The following is a 23,505-nucleotide window of genomic DNA, read 5'->3' on the forward strand; positions in this document are numbered from 1 at the left end:
GCGGCGAATGGACCTGTACGCGGCGTCCTGGTCCGGGGTGGGTGTGCCGTTCCGGGAACTGGCGCTGATCCTGCTCGTCGGCCTGGTCACCACGTACCTGACCACCGGGATCATCCGGATGCTGATGCTCCGGTTCGGACGGCTGGCCGCACCACGCTCCCGGGACGTGCACACAGTCCCGACGCCGCGGCTCGGCGGGGTGGCGATGTTCACCGGATTCGTCGTGGCCGTGCTCGTCGCCAACCAGCTTCCCGCACTCAACCGCGGCTTTCCACCGGTGACCCCGGACATGGTCGCGGTGGTCGCCGCCGCGTTCGTCATCGTGATCGTGGGCGTCGTCGACGACCTCTTCGACATCTCCTGGGTGCTGAAGCTGGGCGGGCAGGTCGCGGGATCCGTGGTCATGAGCCTGGCAGGCCTGTCCTGGTACCTGATCTACTCGCCGTTCGGCAGTGGGACGACCTTGATCCTCGACCAGGTCCAGTCAACGCTCTTGACCGCGCTGCTGACCGTCGCCATCATCAACGCGATGAACTTCGTCGACGGACTCGACGGACTCGCCGCCGGGCTGGGCGCGATCGCCGCGACGACACTGCTGGTCTACTCGCTGACGATCCTCCACGACCAGGGTGGGACGGTCAGTGCGTATCCGCCGGCGATGATCTCGGCGGGCCTGCTGGGCGTGTGCCTGGGATTCCTTCCGCACAACTTCTCCCCGGCACGGATCTTCATGGGTGACTCCGGGTCGATGCTGATCGGCCTGCTGCTTGCCGCGGCCAGTGTCTCGGCGTCCGGCCGGATCAACATGGCGCTCTACGGCCCCGCCGATTTCCTGGCGTTGATGACACCGGTACTCGTCGTGGTCGCGGCACTGTTCATTCCCATGCTCGACCTGCTGATGGCCGTCGTGCGGCGGTTGAGGGCGGGGAAGAGCCCCTTCGCCCCGGACAAGCAGCACCTGCACCACCGTCTCCTGCGGCTCGGACACTCGCAGAAGCAGGTTGTCCTGGTGTTGTACAGCTGGGTCGGGGTCGTCGCGCTCGGCGCCGTCGGCTCCACGGTGCTGCCGCTGCCGATCGCCGCCATCGTCTTCGGCGTCGCGATACTGCTGGCGACGGCCTTCACCGCGGTGCCGCTGCGGAAGGAGCGTGGGGGCGGCCGTCCTGCGTCCGCCACCGCATAAGCCGGTCCGGGCAGGACGTCGGGTGGGATGTTGCCGGGCCGGACGGCTAGGCTGTAGCCCGTGACTGAGCAGAACAGCGAGCAGAAGAACGACCTCCCCGACATCAACGAGTCCGACGGGGACATGGCAGACCACCGTCGCCCGTTGCTCAACGCCGCCCGGTCCGGTGCGGTCGGTCTCCTGGTGATCACGGTGATTTCCCTGGCGCTGTGGGGGAACTTCCGTGGCCTGGAGGGGCTGTGGGGGGTCCTCATCGGTGCGGCCGTGGGAGGTGGCTTCGTCCTGGCGACGGTGGCGGTGGTCCTACTGACCTCGAACACCTCCCCGCAGACCACGATGATCGTCACGCTGGGTTCCTGGCTGATCAAGATCGTCGTCGTCCTCGGTATTCTCCTCGTCCTGCGCGAGATGGACTTCTTCGACCACACCGCGATGGGGGTCACCGTCATCGCTGCACTGGTCGTCGCGCTGGGGGCGGAGACCATCGGTATCATCCGGACGAATGTGACGAACGTCTGAGTCGGGGGTGCAGGTGCAGGCAGGCGTCGGGGGCACTGTCTGTTCCGGGGGGACGGGGGGAGTTGGTTCGCGCACCTGCGCGGACGGCTGGTATGCTCTCCTGCGGGTAATCAGGTAGGCGGTCGCCGTGTAGATACGCGTGCCCGTGAGTAAGCCTGGTATATCACCCCCGGTACCGTGCGGATGTGCGACGGAGTCCACGGTTCCGGGAACTCCTGACATCCTCCATCGCACCGCCTGACCACAATCACGCGGCCCAAACCACGGGAGAGAACGCTGAGCGTTACAACCTTGGCCATGAAGGGCGAATTCCACGCGCCTTCTATGGAGCATGAATTCTTCCCGGGGGAAGTGGATCCCAGCCAGCTCTGGTTCAGTGATTTCGCGAACGGCATCTTCGCAGTAGACCGCCTGATGATCATCCGCCTTCTGATGATCGTCATCCTGGCGGCTTTTTTTCTGTATGCCTTCCGTAAGCCGAAGCTGATCCCGAGGGGTGCACAGAACGTTGCAGAGTACGCGGTCGACTTCGTCCGCGTGCACATCGCCGAAGAGATCCTGGGGAAGAAGGAGGGACGGCGGTTCCTGCCGATCATCGCCACCATCTTCTTCGTGGTCCTCATCGGTAACCTGCCGGCGGTCATTCCGGCGCTGAACATCTCCGCCAACGCGAGGGTCGGCATGCCGATCGTCCTGGCGGCGGTGGCCTACATCGCCATGATCTACGCAGGTGCCAAGCGCTACGGCTTCGGCAAGTTCGTGAAGTCCTCCGTGGTCATCCCGAACCTGCCGCCGGCACTGCACGTGCTGGTCGTCCCGATCGAGTTCTTCTCCACCTTCGTCCTGCGGCCGGTCACCCTGACCATCCGTCTCATGGCGAACATGCTGGCCGGCCACATTGTTCTCGTGCTGCTGTTCGGCGCCACGAACTTCTTCTTCTGGCAGCTCAACGGCTGGACGCTGTTGGCCGGAGGGACGCTCGTCGCCGCACTTGCCTTCACACTGTTCGAGATGCTGATCATCTTCCTGCAGGCCTACATCTTCAGCCTGCTGACGGCGGTCTACATCGAGCAGTCGCTGCACGCGGATGAGCACTAAAGAGCACTGACGAGCACCGCCCCCGACATTCACACATAATATTCTCGCCCCGCCGCCCGGGACCGTGACAACGGCACCGGAAGGGGCACCACGAAAGGGAATGGAATCCTAATGAACGACCTGCTGCTCCTCGCCCAGGACACCACCACCAAGTTCGAGGGTCTCGGCACCATCGGCTACGGCCTCGCCGCCATCGGCCCCGGTGTCGGTATCGGTATCCTGGTCGGCAAGACCGCAGAGGCCATGGCTCGCCAGCCCGAGATGGCCGGCCAGCTGCGCACCACCATGTTCCTGGGTATCGCCTTCACCGAGGCCCTCGCCCTCATCGGCCTGGTCGCCGGCTTCCTGTTCTAGTGTGCGGTGCCCGGCAACGGGCACTGTGACAAGACCTTCACACTCAAGAGCGAAAGCTGGAGACTATGACGAACTACCTCATTCTGGCAGCCGATGAGCTGCCGCTGGAGGAGCAGATCAATCCGCTGCTCCCCAAGTCGTATGACATCGTCTGGTCCCTCGTCAGCTTCATCATCATCTTCGTGATCTTCTGGAAGTTCGTTCTTCCCAAGGTCAAGCAGGTCATGGCTGACCGCACCGACCAGATCGAGGGTGGCATCGCACGTGCCGAGCAGGCACAGGACGAGGCCAAGGCCGCGCTGGAGAAGTACAACGCGCAGCTGGCCGAGGCCCGCACCGAAGCTTCCCAGATTCGCGACGACGCCCGCTCCCAGGGTCAGAAGATCATCGCTGACATGAAGACCCAGGCGACCGACGAGTCCAACCGCATCATCGAGTCCGGCAACAAGCAGCTGCTCGCGCAGCGCGAGGCCGTCGTCTCCGATCTGCGTAAGGAGATGGGGGAGAACTCCATCAACCTCGCCGAGCGACTGCTGGGCGACCAGCTGTCGGACGACGTCAAGCGTTCCGGTACGATCGACTCCTTCCTCGCTGATCTCGACAGCGTCGGATCGGGGAAGTGAGGCCCGTGCACGCAGCGAGCAGAACAACCCTGGACCAGCTGACTGAGTCGCTGGACGGTGCACTGTCCGGTGCCACCGACACCGCCGCCGCCGGCGCAGCCACCGGTTCCGAGCTGTTCGAGGTCGCCGACCTCCTGGACAGCGACCGGTCACTGCGTACCGCGCTGGTGGACCAGACTGTTCCGGCCGACCGTCGCGCCGCACTGGCCGACGGGCTGCTGGCGGGCAAGGTGTCCGACACCACACGCGACATCGTCGCGCAGGTCGTCAAGGGCACCTGGTCCAACACCCGGGACCTGCGCCACGGGCTGGTCGAGCTGGGCCGCCGTGCCCTGCTGCGTGCAGCCCATGAGCAGGGGCAGCGCGAGAAGGTCGCCACCGAGCTCTTCGACCTCGCACGTCTCCTCGAGCGGGAGACCGAGCTGGAGATGCTCCTGGCTGACCGTCTCGCCTCCGCTGAGAAGCGTCGGGAGCTGCTGGCGAAGGTCCTCTACGGACACGTCAGCGCGATCACCGAGGCGCTCGCGCTTCAGGTGGTCGGACGTCCCGTCGCGCGTCCGGTCGAGGACCTTGACGCACTGTGTGACTTCGCAGCTGGTCTGGATGGACGTCGGGTTGCCCGTGTCCGCTCCGCCGCAGCTCTGTCGGGGGCACAGGAGCAGGCACTGGGCCAGAAGCTGGAGAAGATCTACGGTTCCGCGATGTCCGTCCATTCCGAGGTTGACACCAGCCTCCTCGGTGGAGCGGTCATCCGGGTCGGCGACGAAGTGATCGACGGCAGCACAGCTGGAAAGCTGGAGCGCATGCGTCGGGCACTCGCGTAGCCCCCGGATAGAACCTCGATCGACAAGATAATTCACGTAATGCTGGAAGACGATACCGAGAGCAGGAAGAACATGGCGGAGCTTACGATCTCCTCCGATGAGATCCGTAGCGCGATTGCGAACTACACCTCAAGCACTTCCGCGGAGGCCTCCCGTGAGGAGGTCGGCGTGGTTACGATGGCAGCGGACGGCATTGCCCAGGTTTCGGGTATGCCCTCCGTGATGACCAACGAGCTGCTTGAGTTCCCCGGCGGCATCATCGGAGTCGCACAGAACCTCGAGACCGATTCCATCGGCGTCGTGGTGCTGGGTAACTACGAGTCGCTGAAGGAAGGCGACGAAGTCAAGCGGACCGGCGATGTCCTGTCCGTCCCGGTGGGGGAGAACTTCCTCGGCCGGGTCATCAACCCCCTGGGTCAGCCCATCGACGGTCGCGGCGACATCGAGTCCACCGAGACCCGCGCCCTGGAGCTGCAGGCACCGTCGGTGCTGCAGCGCCAGCCGGTGCACGAGCCGATGCAGACCGGCATCAAGGCCATTGACGCCATGACCCCCATCGGCCGCGGTCAGCGTCAGCTGATCATCGGCGACCGCAAGACGGGCAAGACCTCCGTCTGCATCGACACCATCCTGAACCAGCGTGAGAACTGGGAGTCCGGGGATCCGACGAAGCAGGTGCGCTGCATCTACGTCGCGATCGGCCAGAAGGGCTCGACCATCGCCTCGCTGCGTCAGACCCTGGAGGATCAGGGCGCCCTGGACTACACGACCATCGTGGCAGCCCCGGCCTCCGACTCCGCCGGCTTCAAGTGGCTCGCACCGTTCGCCGGCGCAGCCCTGGGCCAGCAGTGGATGTACGAGGGCAAGCACGTCCTCATCATCTTCGACGACCTCACCAAGCAGGCCGAGGCCTACCGCGCCATCTCCCTGCTGCTGCGCCGTCCGCCGGGCCGCGAGGCCTACCCGGGTGACGTCTTCTACCTGCACTCCCGTCTGCTGGAGCGTGCGGCGAAGCTGTCCGACGAGGAGGGCGCCGGCTCGATGACCGCACTGCCGATCATCGAGACCAAGGCCAACGACGTGGGCGCGTTCATCCCCACCAACGTCATCTCGATCACCGACGGCCAGGTCTTCCTGGAGTCCGACCTGTTCAACCAGGGCGTCCGTCCGGCCATCAACGTCGGTGTCTCGGTCTCGCGTGTCGGTGGTGACGCACAGACCAAGGGCATGAAGAAGGTCGCCGGTAACCTGCGACTGGACCTGGCGGCCTACCGTGACCTGGAGGCCTTCTCCGCCTTCGCGTCCGACCTGGACGAGTACTCCAAGGCGCAGCTGGACCGAGGCGAGCGTCTCGTCGAGCTTCTGAAGCAGACGGAGACGAACCCGCAGGCTGTCGAGGATCAGATGGTCTCCATCTACCTTGCCGGCGAGGGTGAGTTCGACGCGGTCGCCGTGGAGGACGTCCGCCGCTTCGAGTCCGAGCTGTGGGAATACCTGCATGCCAACAACGCCGACGTCTACGAGCAGATCAACGGTGGCAAGCCGCTGTCGGACGAGTCCAAGCAGACTCTCGTGTCCGCGACGAACGAGTTCAAGCGCAGCTTCCAGTCCACCGACGGCACCCCGGTCATCAACGAGCCTGAGGCACACGCACTGGCCGACGAGGACCTCGAGCAGTCCCAGATCACCGTCTCCCGCAAGAAGTAGGCGCGGGTAACGGGATGATGACTGTTCAGACCAACAACAGAGAAGGGAGGCGGTAGCAAATGGCAACACTTCGTGAACTGAGATCCCGGATCAAGTCCGTGAACTCGACCAAGAAGATCACCCAGGCCAGAGAGCTTATCGCCACTTCGAAGATCTCCAAGGCCCGTGCCAACGTTGAGGCGTCGCAGCCCTACGCAGACGAGATCACCCGGGTCATTCAGCGACTCGCATCCGCGTCGTCGTTGGATCACCCGATGCTCGACACGGAAAAGGTCGCTGAGCGCGCAGCCATTCTCGTCATCACGAGTGACGGTGGTATGTGTGGTGGTTACAATGCCAACGTCATCAAGAAGACTGCGGAACTGCGTAAGCGGCTCGAAGACGAGGGCAAGGAAATCGTCCTCTACGTCGCGGGGCGCAAGGGGCTGGATTACTACAGCTTCCGTGGTGTTGACGTGGCCGGCGCGTGGAACGGATTCTCCCAGGATCCGGAGTACGCCCTCACCCACGACCTTCGCCGGCATCTCATCGACGGTTTCACGGTCGGACCGGAGGGAGTGACTCCTCCTCGTGACGGCCTCTCGAGCCCCGAGGGCGAGGGGCTGCCCGGGTTCGACGAACTGCATGTGGTGTACAACAAGTTCGTGTCAATGCTCACGCAGACGCCGCAGGCGGTGCGCATGCTACCGATCGCGACCCAGGTGGACGACGAACCGCTCCACATCGGGGACGACATGTTGTCGGACAGCGGCGATCCCGTGTCCGCCGAGGTCGACTTCGAGCCGGATCCGGATTCGCTCCTGAAGGCGCTGCTGCCGCAGTATGTTTCCCGGAGCATCTTCGCTCTGATGCTGGAAGCCGCCGCAAGTGAGTCCGCTGCCCGCCGTGCCGCAATGTCCGCTGCGACGGACAACGCCACCGCACTGGTCAACGACCTTTCCCGTGTCGCCAACCAGCTGCGTCAGGCAAAGATCACCCAGGAAATCTCAGAGATCGTCGGTGGCGTCAACGCGCTCGCCGACAGCGGAGAAAGTGATTAACTATGACTACAGCTACTGAGGTGCAGCGCGACAGCGCCGCATCGACTGCTGCCGGTCGCGTGGTCCGAGTCATCGGACCGGTCGTCGACGTGGAGTTCCCGCGTGGCGCGCTGCCGGCACTGTACAACGCACTTGAGGTGGAGGTGACTCTGGAATCGGTGGCCAAGACCATCGTCCTGGAGGTCGCCCAGCACCTCGGTGACAACATCGTGCGTGGCGTCTCCATGGCCCCGACCGACGGACTTGTCCGTGGGGCCGAGGTCACCGACACCGGTCGTCCGATCTCCGTCCCCGTCGGTGACGTCGTCAAGGGCCACGTGTTCAATGCCCTCGGTGACTGCCTCGACGAGCCGGGTCTCGGCCGTGACGGTGAGCAGTGGGGCATCCACCGCGAGGCTCCCAGCTTCGACCAGCTCGAAGGCCGTACCGAGCTCATGGAGACCGGTATCAAGGTCATCGACCTGCTGACCCCGTACGTCAAGGGCGGCAAGATCGGCCTCTTCGGCGGCGCCGGTGTGGGCAAGACCGTGCTCATCCAGGAGATGATCACCCGTATCGCCCGCGAGTTCTCCGGTACCTCCGTGTTCGCCGGCGTCGGCGAGCGCACCCGTGAGGGCACCGACCTCCGCCTGGAGATGGAGGAGATGGGTGTGCTCCAGGACACCGCCCTCGTCTTCGGCCAGATGGACGAGCCCCCGGGAGTCCGTATGCGCGTGGCGCTGTCCGGCCTGACCATGGCGGAGTACTTCCGCGATGTGCAGAACCAGGACGTGCTGCTGTTCATCGACAACATCTTCCGTTTCACCCAGGCCGGTTCCGAGGTCTCCACGCTGCTGGGCCGTATGCCCTCCGCCGTGGGTTACCAGCCGACCCTGGCGGACGAGATGGGTGTGCTCCAGGAGCGGATCACGTCGACCAAGGGTCGTTCGATCACGTCTCTGCAGGCCGTCTACGTGCCCGCCGACGACTACACCGACCCGGCCCCGGCGACGACCTTCGCCCACCTGGATGCGACCACCGAGCTCAACCGCGCCATCGCCTCGAAGGGTATCTACCCTGCGGTGGACCCGCTGACCTCGACCTCGCGCATCCTGGAGCCCGGCATCGTCGGTGACCGCCACTACGCTGTCGCACAGCGCGTGATCGGTATCCTGCAGAAGAACAAGGAACTGCAGGACATCATCGCCATCCTGGGTATGGACGAGCTGTCCGAAGAGGACAAGATCACCGTCCAGCGTGCCCGTCGTATCGAGCGCTTCCTGGGCCAGAACTTCTTCGTGGCCCAGAAGTTCACCGATATCCCCGGCTCCTTCGTTCCCCTCGAGGACACGATCGACGCCTTCGAGCGCATCTGCGACGGCGAGTTCGACGCCTACCCGGAGCAGTGCTTCGACGGTCTGGGTGGACTCGACGACGTCGAGGCCGCCTACAAGAAGCTCACCGAGAAGTAAGGGGTCACGCACATGGCTGAGATTGCCGCTGAACTGGTGGCCGTGGAGCGGAAGCTGTGGTCGGGTACGGCCACTTCCGTCACCGCACAGACCACCGAGGGCGAGATCGGCGTGCTGCCCGGCCACGAGCCGCTCCTCGGCCAGTTGGTCGAGAACGGCGTCGTGGTCATCCGGACCACCGAAGGCGAGACTCTCGTCGCCGCGGTACAGGGTGGTTTCCTGTCCGTGGCGACGGAGAAGATCACCATTCTCGCCGACTCCGCGCTGTGGGCCCATGAGGTCGACACCGCCGACGCCGAGGCACGCTCGCGTGACGCCTCGACGGAGGAGGAGCGGGAGTTGGCACAGTCCGAACTTCGCGCCGTGAAGCGTCTGCAGGAGAGCTGACAGCCGCTGCACCTGCCGCCGGGCCGGTCACCTCATCACGAGGTGAGCGGCCCGGCGTTCGTCACGGGGGAGGGCGGTCGGTGGCATCCGCCGAGGCGTCGTTCCCTTTTGGCGCTGCCCCCGGACGGCGGTAACATCGTCGAAAAGTTCGGAGGCGCAAAATCCCCGGCGGACGACTACCGTCGGCGGATGACGACCGAGAAGGGGCGTACCTGGTGCTGTTGAACATTCTGGTCACCGTCGTGGTGATCGCGTTCGCCTGTGGGGGTGTCATCGCCGGAGCGCGATTCCTCACTCTCCGCAGTCGGGGTATCCCCGTGGTGGTCAGGAGCCTTCCGAATCCGGACGGCAGACACTGGCGCCACGGGGTTCTTGTCTACGGGAGCAGTACGGCCAGGGTGTACAAACTCCGTTCGGTCCGGCCGGAGTCGGATCTGCAACTCAGTCGGCACCACACCGAGATCACGGACCGGCGTGACATCACGAAACGGGAGGCCTCCTTCCTCGAGGCGGAGCTTCATGTGATGACCCTGCTCGACGGGACGAAGACCTGGGAGGTGGCTCTCGACGACGCGGGGGACACCGCGCTGGTCTCCTGGTTGGAGTCGGCACCGTCGGAGCGGATGATCCGCTCGGACATGCGCGACGCCCGCAAGCGCGGCATCCGCTAGCGGAGGGGACAGAGGCCCGGGGGACACGGGCGATGGGGTAGCCTGTTCTCCATGCGTTTGGTCATTTGCCGTTGTTCCGTCGACTACGAGGGCCGTCTGGCGGCCCATCTTCCCGAGGCGGACCGCCTGATCATGGTCAAGGCGGACGGTTCCGTGAGCATCCACGCCGATGACCGGGCCTACAAGCCGCTCAACTGGATGACACCGCCCTGCACGCTCTCGGTCGCGGAGTCTGACGATGTCCCCGAGGACATGGCGGCGCAGGGGGTACAGGCCGTCTGGACGGTGGAGAACCCCAAGAAGGAGCGGCTCACCATCCGCGTCTGGACGGTGTACTCCGACACCGCCCACGAGCTCGGTGAGGATCCGGGCCTGGTGAAGGACGGGGTCGAGTCGCATCTCCAGGAGCTGTTGGCGGAGCAGATCGACATCCTGGGGGACGGGTACACACTGGTGCGGAGGGAATACCCCACCGCCATCGGCCCCATCGACATCCTGTCCCGTGACGCCGACGGGCAGACGGTGGCGGTCGAGATCAAGCGGCGCGGGGGCATCGACGGTGTCGAACAACTCTCCCGGTACGTCGACCTCTTGAACCGGGACGAACTTCTCGCGCCCGTGCAGGGGGTCTTCGCGGCCCAGGAGATCAAACCGCAGGCGAAGACCCTGGCGGAGGACCGCGGTTTCCGTTGCGTGACCCTCGACTACCAGGCCATGCGCGGGGTGGAGTCGGACGAGCTCCGCCTGTTCTGAGGGACTGCCGCCGCCGATGCCGAGGAAGAACAGGAGACAAGGGTCGAAGGGCTCTCAGGACCGCGCGTTGCGTCGTGACGGGGCGTCCTACCTCGGTACCCGCCGGGAAGATGCGCCGTCCTGGGCCGGGGGCACCACGGGATGGGCGGAGTCGTACCTCGTCCGCAGGATCGGCGCGCAGGCGGCGGTCAAGTACTACGTCTGCCCGGGGTGCAACCAGAACATCCCGCCCGGCGTCGCCCATGTCGTCGCCTGGCCGGATTCGCACCGCGGTGGCGACGAACGTCGGCACTGGCACACCGGGTGCTGGGAGCGGCGGCGCACCGGTCGGCGCTAGAATAGTGCGCCATGACGACTCCGAATCATCCTGGACACCATCAGCAGGGCGGCCCCGCTGCGCCGAACCGATTCGCGGCGGGAGCCGTGGACCTCGGCGCAGTGAAGGAAGCTGCCGACCAACGTCAGCGTGCTGCTGAGCGGACCCGGCAGGAGGCGGAGAGCGGCGTCCGGATCGCCCGGAGTGCATCGGTCACGCCGGAGAGTTTCGAACAGGATCTCGTGGTGCGGTCCACCCAGGTCGCCGTGATCCTGCTTCTCGGCAGTCAACGTGCCGAGGGGTGCGCGGAGATGTCCGCGGAGTTCACCCGCCTCGCGGAGGCGCAGGACACCTCCGGAGAGCCGGTGCAGTGGGTGTTCCGCGAGGTCGACGTCGACGCGACACCGGAGATTGCCCAGGCGTTGCAGGTACAGGCGGTGCCGACAGTGCTCGCCCTGGCCGGCGGACGGCCACTGACCAACTTCGAAGGGGTTCAGCCGCCGGAGCAGATCGCTCAGTTCGTCGCCGCCGTGGTCCGCGCCGTCGACGGACGGTTGCCGGGACTGCCGGAGACCGCGGACGGTGAGGGCCAGCCGGTGGACGGCGCAGAGGCCACCGACGGCGCAGACGGGACCGACGAGCCGGGCGACCCTCGCTTCGACGAGGCTGCGACGCTGCTGGACCGGGAGGACTTCACCGGTGCTGTCGCAGTGTACGACCGGATCATCGCCGACAGTTCCGCCGAGCCGGAGACGGTGACCGAGGCGCGGGCCGCGCGGGTGACGGCGGTACTGCTGCACCGTTCCGCGTCCGGAGACTCGGACGACATCGACGACCTGCTGCTGGCGGGTGCCAGGGGCGATGCATTCGACACCCTCATCGAGCGCATCCGGGTCACCTCCGGTGAGGAGCGGGATGCCGCGCGGTCGAGGCTGCTGGAGATCTTCTCGATGTACGACACCGCTGACCCTGAGGTCATCGCGGCGCGGACCCGCATGGCCTCCGCGCTGTTCTGACGGGGTCGTGGGGACCCCTGCTCTGCCACGGCGGCGGCAGATAGGGCACGATGGGAGGCGTGAATGACACCATCATCTCTGCTCCCGCCACCGCCGACGCGTTGGACGAGGACCTCGTCGTGGACCTCCGCGACGTCGCCCTGGTCCGTGACGGGCGCCATGTCCTGCACCCGGTGACCTGGCAGGTCGAGGTTGACGAGCGGTGGATCCTCATCGGGCCGAACGGGGCCGGCAAGACCTCGTTGCTGACGATCGCCGGTGCGCGGCAGTACCCGTCGTCCGGCACGGCGAGAATCGTGGGGGAGACCCTGGGCAGAACCGATGTCCGGGAACTGCGCACTGCGGTGGGTATGTCGTCGGCGGCTGTCGCGCACCAGGTTCCGGGCGAGGAGAAGGTCATTGACCTCGTCATCTCCGCCGGCTACGACGTGATGGGTCGTTGGCGTGAACGCTACGACCGGGGTGACGAACTGCGTGCCCTGGAGATCCTGGAACAGATGGGTGCGGTACACCTCGGTGAACAGACCTGGCAGAGCCTCAGCGAGGGTGAGCGTAAGCGGGTCCTGATCGCACGCGCGTTGATGACCGACCCGGAGCTGCTGCTGCTGGACGAGCCGGGCGCGGGTCTTGACCTGGGGGGCAGGGAGGATCTCGTCGTGATGCTCGGAGAGTTGGCCGCTGATCCCGACGCCCCGGCCACGGTGATGGTCACCCACCATGTCGAGGAGATTCCGCCGGGCTTCACCCACGGGATGATCCTCGATGAGGGCCGGGTGGTCGCGCAGGGGCTCCTGGAGGACGTGATGACCTCGGAGAACCTGACCCGTGCCTACCATCAGCCGATCTCGTTGACGGTGGACGACGGCCGGTACTTCGCGCGCCGGACGAGGAACGCCGGAAGCCACCGCGCCCGCTAGCAGGCGTACTCGTCGACGGACGTCGGGGACGGGAAGGGGACGGGAAGGGGTCGGGAAGGGTTATGGTGGAGGACATGGTGGACGGCAGCCCGAACAGCAGGAGAGGCGCGGACGGTGGTGGCATTCCGACCGGCGGCGTTGCGTCGGGGTCGGCGGCCCCGGCGCGTCATGCGTCGACGCTGATGCTGTTGAGGGACACCCTCAGCGGTCCGGAGGTGTACGTGCAGGAGCGTGCCAGCACCATGCGGTTCTGCGCGGAGATGACGGTGTTCCCCGGTGGCGGGGTGGACGCCCGGGACATGCCCGGTGACGTTGACGGGGACGGCCACGACTCCCCGGACATCGGTTGGCAGGGGCCGTCCACGCAGTGGTGGTCGGAGCGACTGGGCACCACACCGGCGCTGGCACGGGCGCTCGTGTGCGCGGCGGTCCGTGAGACGTTCGAGGAGACCGGAACACTGTTGGCCGGTTACGCCGGCGACGCGGCGGACAACGGGTCCGGGCCGGTCAGGGACACCACCCCGTACCTGCCGTTCCGGCAGGAGTTGGAGCACCACCGTCTGGCGTTCTCGGACTTCCTCAGCATGCACGACCTGGTGCTGCGCGGAGACCTGCTGCGCCCCTGGGCGAACTGGGTGACCCCGGAATCGCAGCCGATCCGGTACGACACGGCGTTCTTCGTCGCCGCCATGCCGGACGGCCAGGAGACCTACGGAGACACCCGCGAAGCGACGTCGACGGGGTGGTTCCGGCCGGCGACGTTGCTCGACGGTTGGCGCAACCGCAAGATCAACCTGATGCCGCCGACGTGGGCGCAGCTCAAGATGCTCGACACCTTCCGCAGTGTCGGGGAGGTCCTCGACTTCGCCGAGACACTCCGGGTCGACCCGGTGCGCAGCGAACCCGTCGACGAACCCTACATGGCGGAGTACTACCTGCTCGAGACGCGCATGTACGGGTACCCTGAGCGGGTGTTCGCCCCCGGGATGAAGTTCGCCGTCGACCCGGAGGATCTCCCTCCCTCCCCGTTCGCGTGACGTACAGCGTGGAAGAGGTCCGCTGGCTCGCGGAGAATGCGGACGCCGTCGCGGAAGCGGAGGGGCTGGAGTGGTCGGCGCAGAGTCGGGTGCGTGATACCACGGCCCTCCGGGAGCGTCACGGGGACCACGCGCGCGCCCTGGGCGAACTTGTCGCGGCACGGCGCTCGGCGGTGCAGGGCGGCAAGGTCCCGGCCGGGTGGCTGGTGTGCGGTGATTCTGCGCAGCAGGCGACCCCGGCCGTCGTGGCCGCCGAGCGCGCCGACCACCTCGCCGACGTGCTGGGTGCCGGCGGTGGAGACGGTAGCGGGGCCGGCCTCGTGGTTGCCGACGTGACCTGCTCGGTCGGCACGGAACTGCAGCACCTCGCCGGCCGGTTCGGGACGGTGGTCGGCAGTGACCTCGACCCCGCGAGGTTGGCCATGGCCAGGTACAACATGGCGCAGGCCGACCTCGCGGGGACTGTGGGACTCGTCCGTGCGGACGCGGTACACCCGGCTTTTGCCGCGGGGGCCGTCGACGTCGTCGTCGCCGACCCGGCACGACGGACGGCACGGGGCCGGATCCGCGACCCGAAGGACCTGCTTCCGCCGCTTCCTGACCTGCTGTCCGCACACCGTGGATCGGCGATGGCGGTGAAATGTGCCCCCGGCATCGACTACGGCGACTGGGACGGGCAGGTCGATGTCGTCAGCGTCGACGGTGGTGTCAAGGAGGCGTGCCTGTACACCCCGGAACTGGCGACGCACCGGCGTCGTGCCGTGGTACTCCGCGCCGGACAGCGTCGTGTCCTGACCACCGACGACCCGGAGTCAGAGGAGGTCGGGGACGTCGGCCGGTACATCCTCGACCCGGACGGTGCGGTGGTACGCGCCGGGCTGGTGCGCCAGTACGCCGCGGCGTTGGGGTGGCGGCGCCTGGATCCGCACATCGCCTATCTCACCGGTGACTCGCTGGAGGTGCCGCAGGGCCCGGGTTTTCTTCCCGGACAGCGAGTCTTCGAGGTCCTCGACCGGGCTCCCCTGAAGAGGCTGAAGGCCGCCCTGGCGGCAACAGGGTGCAGTCGGCTGGAGATTCTGGTGCGCGGGGTTGACGTGGACCCGGACGATCTGCGCCGGAAGATGAAGTTGAAGCGGGGCCGTGGTGCCGGCGGTGGCCGGGCGCTGACCGTGGTGGTGACCCGGATCGGCGACACCGCGACAGCCCTGATCGCCGAGGAACTACACCTGCGGGGGTAGTGATAAAAAAATGTTTTCTGGCGCGGGCCTCGTATTCTCGCAGGTGACAGGTGTGGGTAGGTGACGTAACAGGGGAGAATCTCCCCATGTGGGGTACATCACGGTGATTCGCAGGTAGACTTCGGACCGAAGAAAAGCACCCCAAGCAGGAAGGCCTATGAATGTCGAACATCGTGGTTCTGGTCAAGCAGGTGCCGGACACCTATTCCGAGCGCAAGCTGACCGATGACGACTTCACCCTCGATCGTGAGAGCGCCGACGCGGTCCTCGACGAGATCAACGAGAACGCCGTGGAGGCTGCACTCCAGCTCAAGGAAGCTGGTGGCGACCGCAACGTCGTCGTGCTTTCCGTCGGCCCTGCCAGCGCCAAGGACGCGCTGCGCAAGGCGCTGTCACTCGGTGCGGACGAAGCCATCCTCGTCACGGACGACGCCCTCGCCGGTTCCGACGCCCTCGGCACCGCCTGGACCCTGTCCAACGCACTCAACCTCGTCGACGACATCGAGCTGATCATCGCCGGCAACGCCTCCACCGACGGTGTCGCGGGCGCGGTTCCCGGCCTGCTCAGTGAGTACCGCCAGATCCCCGCGCTGACCCATCTGCGCACCCTCGAGGTCACCGGCGACAAGGTCTCCGGCGAGCGTGTCACCGAGGACGGCGTCTACAGTGTGGAAGCTCCGAAGCCGGCCATCGTCTCGGTCACGGAGAAGGCGAACACCCCGCGTTTCGCGGTCTTCAAGGGCATCATGGCCGCGAAGAAGAAGAAGATTCAGGAAGTCAGCCTCGCTGACATCGGAGTCGCGGCAGAGAACGTCGGCCTGGCAGCGGCATCGACCTCGGTGACCAATGCGGCCCCGAAGCCGGAGAAGACCGCCGGCGAGATCATCACCGACGAGGGAGACGGCGGCAACAAGCTCGTCGAGTACCTCGTGTCGAAGAAGCTCGTCTAGTTCACCCCGATTCCCCCAGAACGAATCTGTCGAAAGGACATTCACAACCATGACCAACGTCCTGGTACTTGTCGAGCACACGCAGGGTGAACTGAAGAACTCCACCCTCGAGCTCATCACCGCCGCCCGCGCCTTCGGCACCGTCGGCGCCATCGTCGTCGGTGCCCCCGGCACCGCCGAGAAGCTGCAGGCCGGTCTCGCCGCCGGCGGCGCGGAGACCATCTACGCCGCTGAGTCGGACGACGCCGAGAAGTACGTCGTCACCCCCTCCGTCGACGCCGTCTCCGGTCTTGCCGCCCAGCTGCAGGTTCCCGTGGTCATCGCCGCTGGTGCCGCAGGCAACGAGATCGCCGGTCGCGTCGGCGCCCGTGTCGCCTCCGGCGTGCTGTACGACCAGATCGAGATCCACGCCGACCGTTCCGCCACGGGATCGATCTTCGGTGGTGACTTCACCGTGGAGTCCACCGCCGGAGGAGCATCCCCGGTGTACACCCTGCGTGCCGGTGCCGTTGACCCGGAGCCTCAGGAGGCCGCCGGTACCGTGCAGCCCGTCGAGCTCCCCGCCGCCGGTCCGACCGCAGTGACGGTCACCTCCTTCTCCCCTGCGGAGAAGGCCGACCGTCCGGAACTCACCGAAGCGAAGATCGTCGTCTCCGGTGGCCGTGGTGTCGCCGGCCCTGAGGGCTTCCGCGACGTCGTCGAGCCCCTGGCAGACGTCCTCGGTGCCGCAGTCGGTGCATCGCGCGCCGCTGTCGACGCCGACTACTACCCGGGCAAGTTCCAGGTCGGGCAGACCGGTAAGACCGTCTCCCCGAACCTGTACCTGGCCCTCGGCATCTCCGGTGCCATCCAGCACAAGGCCGGTATGCAGACGTCCAAGACCATCGTCGCCGTGAACAAGGACGACGAGGCCGGCATCTTCGAGATCGCCGACTTCGGTGTCGTCGGCGACCTGTTCAAGGTTGCGCCGCAGGCGACCGAGGCGCTCAAGGCCCGCGGTTAGCCACACGTCGCCGCAGATGCCGCCGGGCATCTGCGCCGGTACCGGAGAGTAGACTCTGCGGTGAACCGGTGAGGTGCACCGTGCACGGCACGACGAGGACCCGTACTCATCGAGTACGGGTCCTCGTCGTGTGGAGGGGCCCGCCACCGTTCGTCGCCCGAGCCCTGCCCACGCCGACTGAGAAGGACACCGTGCCGTGACCACCCTCTTCGTGATCATGTTCCTGATGCTTGCCACCGTGCTGACGGTGGGGGTGGGGGACCGTATCGGTCTTCCGTGGCCTGTGCTCCTCCTGCTGGTCACCACCGCGGTGATGTTCATCCCGGGCACTCCCACAGTCTGGATCGAACCGGAACTGATCCTCCCGCTCTTCCTCCCGCCGTTGCTGTGGGCACTGGCCCGGCGGACGTCGTGGGGGATGTTCCGTGACCAGTGGCGGACCATCCTCAGCCTGTCGGTGGGGCTGGTGTTCACCACGGTGGCAGTGGTCACCGGCGTCACCATGCTGATCATCCCCGGTGTGGCACTGGTGTCGGCGCTTGCCCTGGCCGCGGCCGTGGCCCCGCCGGATCCGGTGGCGGTCGAGGCGGTCGCGGAGCCGGCAGGGATCCCGCGCAGGATCATCGGCTCGTTGCAGTCCGAAGGTCTGTTCAACGATGCGGCGTCACTGGTCATCTTCAGTGCGGCGATCACGGCGGCCGAGTTCCACGACGACATCCACTGGTTCGAGGCCGGTGGGGCGTTCATCTACAGCGCCGTGGGTGCGGTGATCCTGGGGTGGCTGGTGGGTCGGGGGTCGTCGCTTGTACTGGGGTGGCTCGACTCCCCGGTCGCGGGCAACGCCTTTACCTGGGTCCTGCCGTTCATGGTCTACCTTGTCGCCGAGGAACTGCAGGTCTCCGGTGTGATCGCCGTCGTCGTCGCCGCCGTGGAGTTGACGTCGAGGACGGATGCGACGGCAGCCGACTCACGGTTGACCGGCTCAGCGTTCTGGGAGGTCACTGAACTGCTGGTCACCGGACTGGCTTTCGGGTTGATGGGGATGAACGTCCGCGACGCGATCATCGACGACCAGACCGACCACCTCAACCCCGTCTGGTGGGGGTTGGTCATCTCGGCCGTGCTGATCATCGTCCGTTTCCTGTGGATGTCGTGGCTGCTGAGGGTCAACCGGACCAAGCGTGGGCGGTACCGTGCGCCGATCCGGTTCACCGACGTCATCCTGCTCAGTTGGTCCGGCATGCGAGGGCTGGTGACGTTTGCGCTGGTGCTGTCACTCAACCCGGTCGACTTCCCGCTGCGGGACGAGTTCACGATCGTCGCCTTCGTGGTGCTGCTGTGCACGATGGTGATACCGGGGCTCACGCTGCCCGCCTTGACGACCTATCTCCGGGAACACCGCGGACTCCAGGACCTGGATGACAAGCTGACGGAGGAGGCGCTCGACGAGGCCTACCGGGCCGGCCTGGACGTGGTCCGGACGAAGATGGCCGACGGGCTGTCACCGGAGCAGGCGGCGCGGATCGAGGAGCGGCTGGCTCTGGTGCGGTCGTCCTCCACGTTGGACGACAGCTCCGACGACAGCGCCGACGACACTGCCGAGGACGCCGGGAGCACCGAGTCCGAGATACTGAGGCGACGACGCGACCGCAACCGGGAGCTGGGACGCAAGGCGCTGGAGGTCAGGCGTGACGCCATGTTCGCCGCACAACGAAGCCTGGCCGCCGCGAAGTTCCGGAAGGGCGTGGACCCGGAAGTGATCGGAGAGAAGATGCGGGAACTCGACCGGCGTCTGCTGGCCTTCCCCGAGGAGAAGTGACGACCGTGACACACAGAATCTTCGCGGACCATGCCGCCACCGCACCCATGCGTCCGGAGGCGGTGGACGCGGTGTCGCAGACCGCGGCGCTGGTGAACCCCGCCGGGCAGTATGCGTCGGGACGTCATGCCCAACGGGTCCTGGAGGACGCACGGGACCGCGTCGCAGAGCTGCTGGGGGCGGACCGTGCGGAAGTCCTCTTCACCGCCTCGGGCACTGAATCAGACAATCTCGCTGTTCAGGGGCTGGCGTTCGGTGCCAGGAAGACCCGGGGGCCGGCGGCGCGTCGGATTCTCTCGGCGGCGACCGAGCATCCCGCCGTCGTCGAGACCGTGGACTGGTTGTGCGGAGACCTGCTCGGTGGCGGGAGCACCCTGTTCGACCACGTTGCCCTGGTCGTCGACGGATCCGGACGGGTCCGGGTGGACGCGATGCCCGGGCTCGACCCCTCCACCGATGCGCTGGTGACCTGCATGTGGGCCAACAACGAGACCGGCAACCTGCAGCCCGTCCATACGCTGTCGGAGCGTGCCGCTGCCGCCGGGGTGCCGTTGCACGTCGACGCGGTCCAGGCTGTCGGTCATCAGCCGGTCGACTTCCACACTCTCGGCAGTGCCACGCTCGCCGCGAGCGCGCACAAGTTCGGTGGCCCGAAGTCGATGGGTATCCTGCTCGCTCGGCGGGACGCCGCGCTGGTCAGCCCGCTGCGGGGTGGCGGCCAGGAGCGAGGAGTCAGGTCGGGGACGGCCAACCCGCAGGGGGCGGCCGGAACCGCGGCCGCGCTGGCCGCTGCGGTGGGGGAGATGGAGGAGGAGCAGCGTCGGCTGTCAGCTCTGAGGGAGAAGGTGTTCGCGGTCGTCCGGTCGATCCCGGGGGCGCAGATCTACACCGACCCGGTCGGCGGGGCGCTGGCGGGACACGTCCACGTGGCGTTCCCCGGGGCCGAGGGAGACAGCCTGATCATGCTGCTGGACGTCGCCGGGGTCGACGCGTCGACGGGGTCGGCGTGCTCGGCCGGGGTGAACCGGGCCAGCCACGTGCTCACTGGGATGGGGGTCCCGGCCGACGTCGCCCGCGGCGCGCTACGGCTGACCTTCGGCACGTGCACCACGGCCGGGGACGTCGATCGGTTGTGCGCCCTGCTGCCCGGCGTCGTCGATCAGGCGCGGGCCGCGGGGATGGCGTGAGGACGCGTTAAGTGGCCGCATGGGGACGGATCGACACATAGCGGCGCAGAGTTCCCCGGCTATGTGATAAAAATGACCGATATTGACAGATAGCGTCGGTCAACCGGCGGTCTATCTGTCGACAACTGACGTGACGAGGAGATAGGTCGATGAGCTACCGGACACTCACGTCCATCTTCCATCAGAGGAACCAGGCTGTGGCGGACCGGGAGGAACAGGCGCGGCGCGCCTCGCCGTCGGCGGTGCACTGGAACTTCCGACTGGGCGACTGCACCATGTTCTGCCTGATGACACCGGAGATTACGGTGAGTATCGAAAGGATCATCAAGCTGGAGAACAGGGCCAGGAACGCCTGGTCGAGCATGTCGACGGGAGTGCAGCGGCTTTACCTCCGGTCCATGATCATCGAGGAGATCCACGCCACCAACGACATTGAATCCGTGTACTCCACGCGGTAGGAGATCGCCGAAGTCCTGGACGCGGTGCAGGGAGTCACTGAGACTGATCGGCGCCGGTTCCGGGCAGGGCCCGTCCAGATAGTCTCCGGTCAGAAGGTTGTGCATCGGGGAGTGTTGGGGGAGGACTCCATCGATTCGGGGCTGGCTGAGATGCTCCGGCAGAACAATGACGACTCAGTGCCCCACCTGGTGCGCGCTGTTGCCGCCCACCTGATCTTCGAGAGTGTCCACCCCTTCTATGACGGTAACGGCCGGACCGGCAGATATCTGCTGGCACTGGACCTGAGTCGGAGTCTGTCACCGATCGCCTGGTTGTCCATGTCCACGACCATCGCGGACAACAGGGAGCGGTATTACACGGCATTCCAGGATGCCGAGGAGCCGATGAACCGGGGAGACGCCACTGTGTTCATCACCCGGATGCTGGAGATCCTTGTCGAGGCACAGTCCCGCCTGTGCTCTGACCTTGACCACAGGTTGGAACAGGTCGGCGAGCTGTTCCACCGGGTTCAGGCGATGGAGGACCTGTCGAAGGATCAGCCGGCGCTCCTGTTCATCCTCGGCCAGGTCCGGTTGTTCGAACCTGACGGATGCATCACACTGGAATCCCTGGCGCAGTCGATGGAGAAGTCGAAGGCGACGGTCCGTAAACACACCAAGGTCCTGGTGGACCAGCAGTTCGTGGAGGAGACCTCGGCAAAACCCCTGCGATTCCGGTTGCCTCCGGCCGGCCAGCAGGCGCTTGGACTTGACGGGGACGTGGCAACTGAGCGGAGATGACCGGTGACGCACCCACGGTGTAGGGTGAAGGGCTGTTCTGCAGGCGGTACTTCAGGAGGGTGACGGGAAGAATGCGGGTAGTCGCAGCGATGAGCGGTGGCGTCGATTCCTCGGTGGCGGCGGCGCGTGCGCTGGAGGCCGGCCACGAGGTCGTCGGCGTCCACCTGGCGCTGAGCCAGTCCCCGGAGGCGGTGCGCGCGGGCTCGCGCGGATGCTGCTCACTGGAGGACTCCGCCGACGCTCGCCGCGTCTGTGACTCCCTGGGCATCCCGTTCTACGTGTGGGACTTCTCGGACCGTTTCAAGGCCGACGTCATCGACAACTTCGTGGAGTCCTACGAGATCGGCGAGACCCCGAACCCGTGCCTGCGCTGCAACGAGAAGATCAAGTTCGAGGCGCTGCTGGACCGTTCCATCGCCCTGGGCTTCGACGCCGTGGTCACCGGGCACTACGCCCGGCTGCACGACGGGGTCATGCGCCGCGGCATCGACGACAACAAGGACCAGTCCTATGTGCTCGGCGTGCTCGACGACGAGCAGTTGGCGCACTGCATCTTCCCCGTGGGCGACACCATCAAGCCGGAGATCCGCGCCGAGGCCAAGGACCTGGGCATGGGCGTGGCCTCCAAGCCGGACAGCCACGACATCTGCTTCGTCCCCGATGGCAACACCCAGGCGTTCCTGGGCAGCCAGATCGGGCTGCGCCCCGGGATGGTGAAGTCCGTCGACGGAGAGACGCTCGCCGAGCACGACGGTGTCTACGGCTTCACCATCGGCCAGCGTAAGGGACTCGGGGTGGCGGGTCCCGCCGCGGATGGGCAGCCTCGGTACGTCACCGACATCGACGCGGCCACGGGAACGGTCACCGTCGGAGGACGGGAGGATCTGCGTGTCGGCCACATCACGGCCGACCGGCTCAAGCGCCTGGATCCGACGAAGCACGGCAGCACCTTCGAGTGCGACGTCCAGGTCCGTGCCCACGGCGGAGTGGTTCCGGCGACCGCCACCCTGACTGCGGAGGCCGTGGAACTCGAGCTCCATGAGCCCCTACGTGGCGTGGCCCGGGGTCAGGCAGCGGTGGTGTACCTGCCGGACGACGAGGGGGACGTCCTCATCGGTTCGGGGACGATCTGCGCCACCGCGCCCTGGGTGGACGAACTCTCTGCCGCGGAGCGCTCTGCGTGACCCGCTTCGCCTGGTGGGAAGATGTGCAGACCGACCATGTCGACCTGCGTGCCGCACTCGCCGCCGCCTCCCGACGCACCCGCGACGTCGACGAGGACGTCGGTGTCGTCCCACCGCTGAGCCTGCCACACGGGGACCTGCTGCCGTCGACGGCGGCGATGGGCCTGCTGGTCGGCGGCCCCTACCTTCGCTCCCACGCGCGGGGCTGGGAGGTCGCACCGGGCAAGACCCTGGACGCCCGGGCGTTCCTGGGACGGCAGCACGAGCTGACCGACATCGTCGCCGAGGTGATCCCGGGTGCCGATCGGCTGATGGTGCACGTCTCCGGGCCGTGGACGTTCGGCGCGTCGGCGGAGTACCGCGGGCACCCGCTGTGCTTCGACCGTCCGGCGTTCCGGGACGTGTCCCTGGCCCTGGGCGAGGGGGTGCGTGAGTTCTGCGATGCGGTAGGAGCCACCGTGGTCCACGTGCACGAGCGACGGCTCGGGGAGGTGACCTCCCGGCTGGAGGGGGCCACGGAGTTCGAGACAATGCAGGTCGACCGGGAGATCGCACTGAACGTGGATAGGCGTTTCATCGACCAGGTGCGTGGAGGTTCGGACCGGGCCGTGGTCCTGGACAGCGGGCTGCAGTGGCCCGAGCTACCGCACACCGGTGCGGACACCCTGGTCGTGGATACCCTGACCGACGAGGTCGCCCGGTTGATCGACGGTGGCTCCGCGATCGCCTGGCGGGTGGACGACACCCGGTCCAGTGAGGACATCGCCCATTCGGTGATCCGGACCTGGCGGCAGTGGACTTTCGACGTGGCCACGCCGGAACCGCAGATCGACTTGGTCGCGGTCGGAGACGGTGTGCTGACGCCCGGCTCGGCGGCGGAACTGGCCCACACGGTACGGGGTGCGGCGGCGCTGCTGCACCGCAACTGAATGCGCCGCTGACGGCATGACGCCGGGACAAACACTTTTCGGTGGTTTCACGCGCTCAGAC

General features: G+C 66.6%; 25 protein-coding genes. All 25 read left to right on the forward strand.

What is annotated here, in order from left to right:
- Window positions 1-7 precede the first annotated feature (7 nt).
- The gene (locus tag PQI66_RS00780; protein ID WP_339995256.1) at window positions 8-1,183 is read left to right on the forward strand and encodes an MraY family glycosyltransferase; all 1,176 of its coding nucleotides are present in this window, start codon (window positions 8-10) and stop codon (window positions 1,181-1,183) included.
- Between the two features lie 60 nt (window positions 1,184-1,243).
- On the forward strand, window positions 1,244-1,702 hold the full coding sequence (locus PQI66_RS00785; protein ID WP_339995257.1) for a hypothetical protein: 459 nt from the start codon (window positions 1,244-1,246) through the stop codon (window positions 1,700-1,702).
- Between the two features lie 297 nt (window positions 1,703-1,999).
- Window positions 2,000-2,800 carry a F0F1 ATP synthase subunit A gene (atpB, locus tag PQI66_RS00790; protein ID WP_339995258.1) on the forward strand — a complete coding sequence of 267 codons (801 nt, stop codon included), beginning with the start codon at window positions 2,000-2,002 and terminating at the stop codon, window positions 2,798-2,800.
- A 111-nt stretch (window positions 2,801-2,911) separates the two neighbouring features.
- Entirely contained in the window at window positions 2,912-3,154 is a 243-nt protein-coding gene (locus tag PQI66_RS00795) for an ATP synthase F0 subunit C (protein ID WP_038547733.1), read from the forward strand.
- A 65-nt stretch (window positions 3,155-3,219) separates the two neighbouring features.
- On the forward strand, window positions 3,220-3,777 hold the full coding sequence (locus tag PQI66_RS00800) for a F0F1 ATP synthase subunit B (RefSeq protein ID WP_038547737.1): 558 nt from the start codon (window positions 3,220-3,222) through the stop codon (window positions 3,775-3,777).
- Between the two features lie 5 nt (window positions 3,778-3,782).
- Window positions 3,783-4,601, forward strand: a complete 819-nt coding sequence (locus PQI66_RS00805) for a F0F1 ATP synthase subunit delta (RefSeq protein WP_339995260.1) — start codon at window positions 3,783-3,785, stop codon at window positions 4,599-4,601.
- A gap of 72 nt (window positions 4,602-4,673) precedes the next feature.
- A complete protein-coding gene (atpA, locus tag PQI66_RS00810; RefSeq protein WP_339995964.1) occupies window positions 4,674-6,308 on the forward strand; it encodes a F0F1 ATP synthase subunit alpha in 1,635 nt (544 codons plus the stop codon).
- Window positions 6,309-6,367: 59 nt separating this feature from the next.
- Complete coding sequence (locus tag PQI66_RS00815) at window positions 6,368-7,348, forward strand: F0F1 ATP synthase subunit gamma (RefSeq protein WP_339995262.1); 981 nt, start codon at window positions 6,368-6,370, stop codon at window positions 7,346-7,348.
- A gap of 2 nt (window positions 7,349-7,350) precedes the next feature.
- A complete protein-coding gene (gene atpD / locus PQI66_RS00820) occupies window positions 7,351-8,799 on the forward strand; it encodes a F0F1 ATP synthase subunit beta (RefSeq protein ID WP_339995264.1) in 1,449 nt (482 codons plus the stop codon).
- A gap of 12 nt (window positions 8,800-8,811) precedes the next feature.
- Entirely contained in the window at window positions 8,812-9,186 is a 375-nt protein-coding gene (locus PQI66_RS00825; protein WP_339995265.1) for a F0F1 ATP synthase subunit epsilon, read from the forward strand.
- 215 nt (window positions 9,187-9,401) lie between these two features.
- Window positions 9,402-9,857: a DUF2550 domain-containing protein gene (locus tag PQI66_RS00830; protein WP_339995267.1), complete on the forward strand. Its 456-nt coding sequence runs from the start codon at window positions 9,402-9,404 to the stop codon at window positions 9,855-9,857.
- Window positions 9,858-9,908: 51 nt separating this feature from the next.
- The gene (gene nucS / locus PQI66_RS00835; RefSeq protein WP_339995269.1) at window positions 9,909-10,610 is read left to right on the forward strand and encodes an endonuclease NucS; all 702 of its coding nucleotides are present in this window, start codon (window positions 9,909-9,911) and stop codon (window positions 10,608-10,610) included.
- A 16-nt stretch (window positions 10,611-10,626) separates the two neighbouring features.
- Window positions 10,627-10,947: a hypothetical protein gene (locus PQI66_RS00840; protein WP_339995271.1), complete on the forward strand. Its 321-nt coding sequence runs from the start codon at window positions 10,627-10,629 to the stop codon at window positions 10,945-10,947.
- An 11-nt stretch (window positions 10,948-10,958) separates the two neighbouring features.
- On the forward strand, window positions 10,959-11,942 hold the full coding sequence (locus PQI66_RS00845; protein WP_339995272.1) for a tetratricopeptide repeat protein: 984 nt from the start codon (window positions 10,959-10,961) through the stop codon (window positions 11,940-11,942).
- A gap of 50 nt (window positions 11,943-11,992) precedes the next feature.
- Window positions 11,993-12,859, forward strand: coding sequence for an ABC transporter ATP-binding protein (locus PQI66_RS00850; protein ID WP_339995273.1), 867 nt, complete (start codon window positions 11,993-11,995; stop codon window positions 12,857-12,859).
- A 182-nt stretch (window positions 12,860-13,041) separates the two neighbouring features.
- A complete protein-coding gene (locus PQI66_RS00855) occupies window positions 13,042-13,896 on the forward strand; it encodes an NUDIX hydrolase (protein ID WP_339995965.1) in 855 nt (284 codons plus the stop codon).
- Window positions 13,893-15,134, forward strand: a complete 1,242-nt coding sequence (locus PQI66_RS00860; RefSeq protein WP_339995274.1) for a class I SAM-dependent methyltransferase — start codon at window positions 13,893-13,895, stop codon at window positions 15,132-15,134. The genes PQI66_RS00855 and PQI66_RS00860 overlap by 4 nt, the downstream gene beginning before the upstream one ends.
- 161 nt (window positions 15,135-15,295) lie before the next feature.
- Window positions 15,296-16,084 (forward strand): electron transfer flavoprotein subunit beta/FixA family protein, encoded by a 789-nt coding sequence (locus PQI66_RS00865; RefSeq protein WP_339995275.1) that lies wholly within the window; start codon window positions 15,296-15,298, stop codon window positions 16,082-16,084.
- A 49-nt stretch (window positions 16,085-16,133) separates the two neighbouring features.
- Window positions 16,134-17,087 carry an electron transfer flavoprotein subunit alpha/FixB family protein gene (locus tag PQI66_RS00870; RefSeq protein ID WP_339995277.1) on the forward strand — a complete coding sequence of 318 codons (954 nt, stop codon included), beginning with the start codon at window positions 16,134-16,136 and terminating at the stop codon, window positions 17,085-17,087.
- Between the two features lie 196 nt (window positions 17,088-17,283).
- Window positions 17,284-18,906 carry a cation:proton antiporter gene (locus tag PQI66_RS00875; protein WP_339995279.1) on the forward strand — a complete coding sequence of 541 codons (1,623 nt, stop codon included), beginning with the start codon at window positions 17,284-17,286 and terminating at the stop codon, window positions 18,904-18,906.
- 5 nt (window positions 18,907-18,911) lie between these two features.
- Window positions 18,912-20,093: a cysteine desulfurase family protein gene (locus PQI66_RS00880; RefSeq protein WP_339995281.1), complete on the forward strand. Its 1,182-nt coding sequence runs from the start codon at window positions 18,912-18,914 to the stop codon at window positions 20,091-20,093.
- Window positions 20,094-20,242: 149 nt separating this feature from the next.
- Entirely contained in the window at window positions 20,243-20,551 is a 309-nt protein-coding gene (locus PQI66_RS00885; protein ID WP_339995283.1) for a hypothetical protein, read from the forward strand.
- A 99-nt stretch (window positions 20,552-20,650) separates the two neighbouring features.
- Window positions 20,651-21,331, forward strand: coding sequence for a Fic family protein (locus PQI66_RS00890; RefSeq protein ID WP_339995284.1), 681 nt, complete (start codon window positions 20,651-20,653; stop codon window positions 21,329-21,331).
- A gap of 71 nt (window positions 21,332-21,402) precedes the next feature.
- Complete coding sequence (gene mnmA / locus PQI66_RS00895) at window positions 21,403-22,515, forward strand: tRNA 2-thiouridine(34) synthase MnmA (protein ID WP_339995286.1); 1,113 nt, start codon at window positions 21,403-21,405, stop codon at window positions 22,513-22,515.
- Window positions 22,512-23,444: a hypothetical protein gene (locus PQI66_RS00900; protein ID WP_339995288.1), complete on the forward strand. Its 933-nt coding sequence runs from the start codon at window positions 22,512-22,514 to the stop codon at window positions 23,442-23,444. Before mnmA ends, PQI66_RS00900 begins: the two co-directional genes overlap by 4 nt.
- The last annotated feature ends 61 nt before the right edge of the window (window positions 23,445-23,505 follow it).

The organism is Corynebacterium sp. USCH3 (assembly GCF_037619475.1).
Taxonomy (GTDB): domain Bacteria; phylum Actinomycetota; class Actinomycetes; order Mycobacteriales; family Mycobacteriaceae; genus Corynebacterium.

What these genes read in the sequence shown, in the direction of transcription:
- PQI66_RS00780 (WP_339995256.1), top strand. Translation starts at nt 8, where the DNA reads ATGGACCTGTACGCGGCGTCCTGGTCCGGGGTGGGTGTGCCGTTCCGG.
- atpB (WP_339995258.1), top strand. Translation starts at nt 2,000, where the DNA reads ATGAAGGGCGAATTCCACGCGCCTTCTATGGAGCATGAATTCTTCCCG.
- PQI66_RS00795 (WP_038547733.1), top strand. Translation starts at nt 2,912, where the DNA reads ATGAACGACCTGCTGCTCCTCGCCCAGGACACCACCACCAAGTTCGAG.
- PQI66_RS00800 (WP_038547737.1), top strand. Translation starts at nt 3,220, where the DNA reads ATGACGAACTACCTCATTCTGGCAGCCGATGAGCTGCCGCTGGAGGAG.
- atpA (WP_339995964.1), top strand. Translation starts at nt 4,674, where the DNA reads ATGGCGGAGCTTACGATCTCCTCCGATGAGATCCGTAGCGCGATTGCG.
- PQI66_RS00815 (WP_339995262.1), top strand. Translation starts at nt 6,368, where the DNA reads ATGGCAACACTTCGTGAACTGAGATCCCGGATCAAGTCCGTGAACTCG.
- atpD (WP_339995264.1), top strand. Translation starts at nt 7,351, where the DNA reads ATGACTACAGCTACTGAGGTGCAGCGCGACAGCGCCGCATCGACTGCT.
- PQI66_RS00825 (WP_339995265.1), top strand. Translation starts at nt 8,812, where the DNA reads ATGGCTGAGATTGCCGCTGAACTGGTGGCCGTGGAGCGGAAGCTGTGG.
- nucS (WP_339995269.1), top strand. Translation starts at nt 9,909, where the DNA reads ATGCGTTTGGTCATTTGCCGTTGTTCCGTCGACTACGAGGGCCGTCTG.
- PQI66_RS00840 (WP_339995271.1), top strand. Translation starts at nt 10,627, where the DNA reads ATGCCGAGGAAGAACAGGAGACAAGGGTCGAAGGGCTCTCAGGACCGC.
- PQI66_RS00845 (WP_339995272.1), top strand. Translation starts at nt 10,959, where the DNA reads ATGACGACTCCGAATCATCCTGGACACCATCAGCAGGGCGGCCCCGCT.
- PQI66_RS00850 (WP_339995273.1), top strand. Translation starts at nt 11,993, where the DNA reads ATGGGAGGCGTGAATGACACCATCATCTCTGCTCCCGCCACCGCCGAC.
- PQI66_RS00855 (WP_339995965.1), top strand. Translation starts at nt 13,042, where the DNA reads ATGCTGTTGAGGGACACCCTCAGCGGTCCGGAGGTGTACGTGCAGGAG.
- PQI66_RS00865 (WP_339995275.1), top strand. Translation starts at nt 15,296, where the DNA reads ATGTCGAACATCGTGGTTCTGGTCAAGCAGGTGCCGGACACCTATTCC.
- PQI66_RS00870 (WP_339995277.1), top strand. Translation starts at nt 16,134, where the DNA reads ATGACCAACGTCCTGGTACTTGTCGAGCACACGCAGGGTGAACTGAAG.
- PQI66_RS00885 (WP_339995283.1), top strand. Translation starts at nt 20,243, where the DNA reads ATGAGCTACCGGACACTCACGTCCATCTTCCATCAGAGGAACCAGGCT.
- mnmA (WP_339995286.1), top strand. Translation starts at nt 21,403, where the DNA reads ATGCGGGTAGTCGCAGCGATGAGCGGTGGCGTCGATTCCTCGGTGGCG.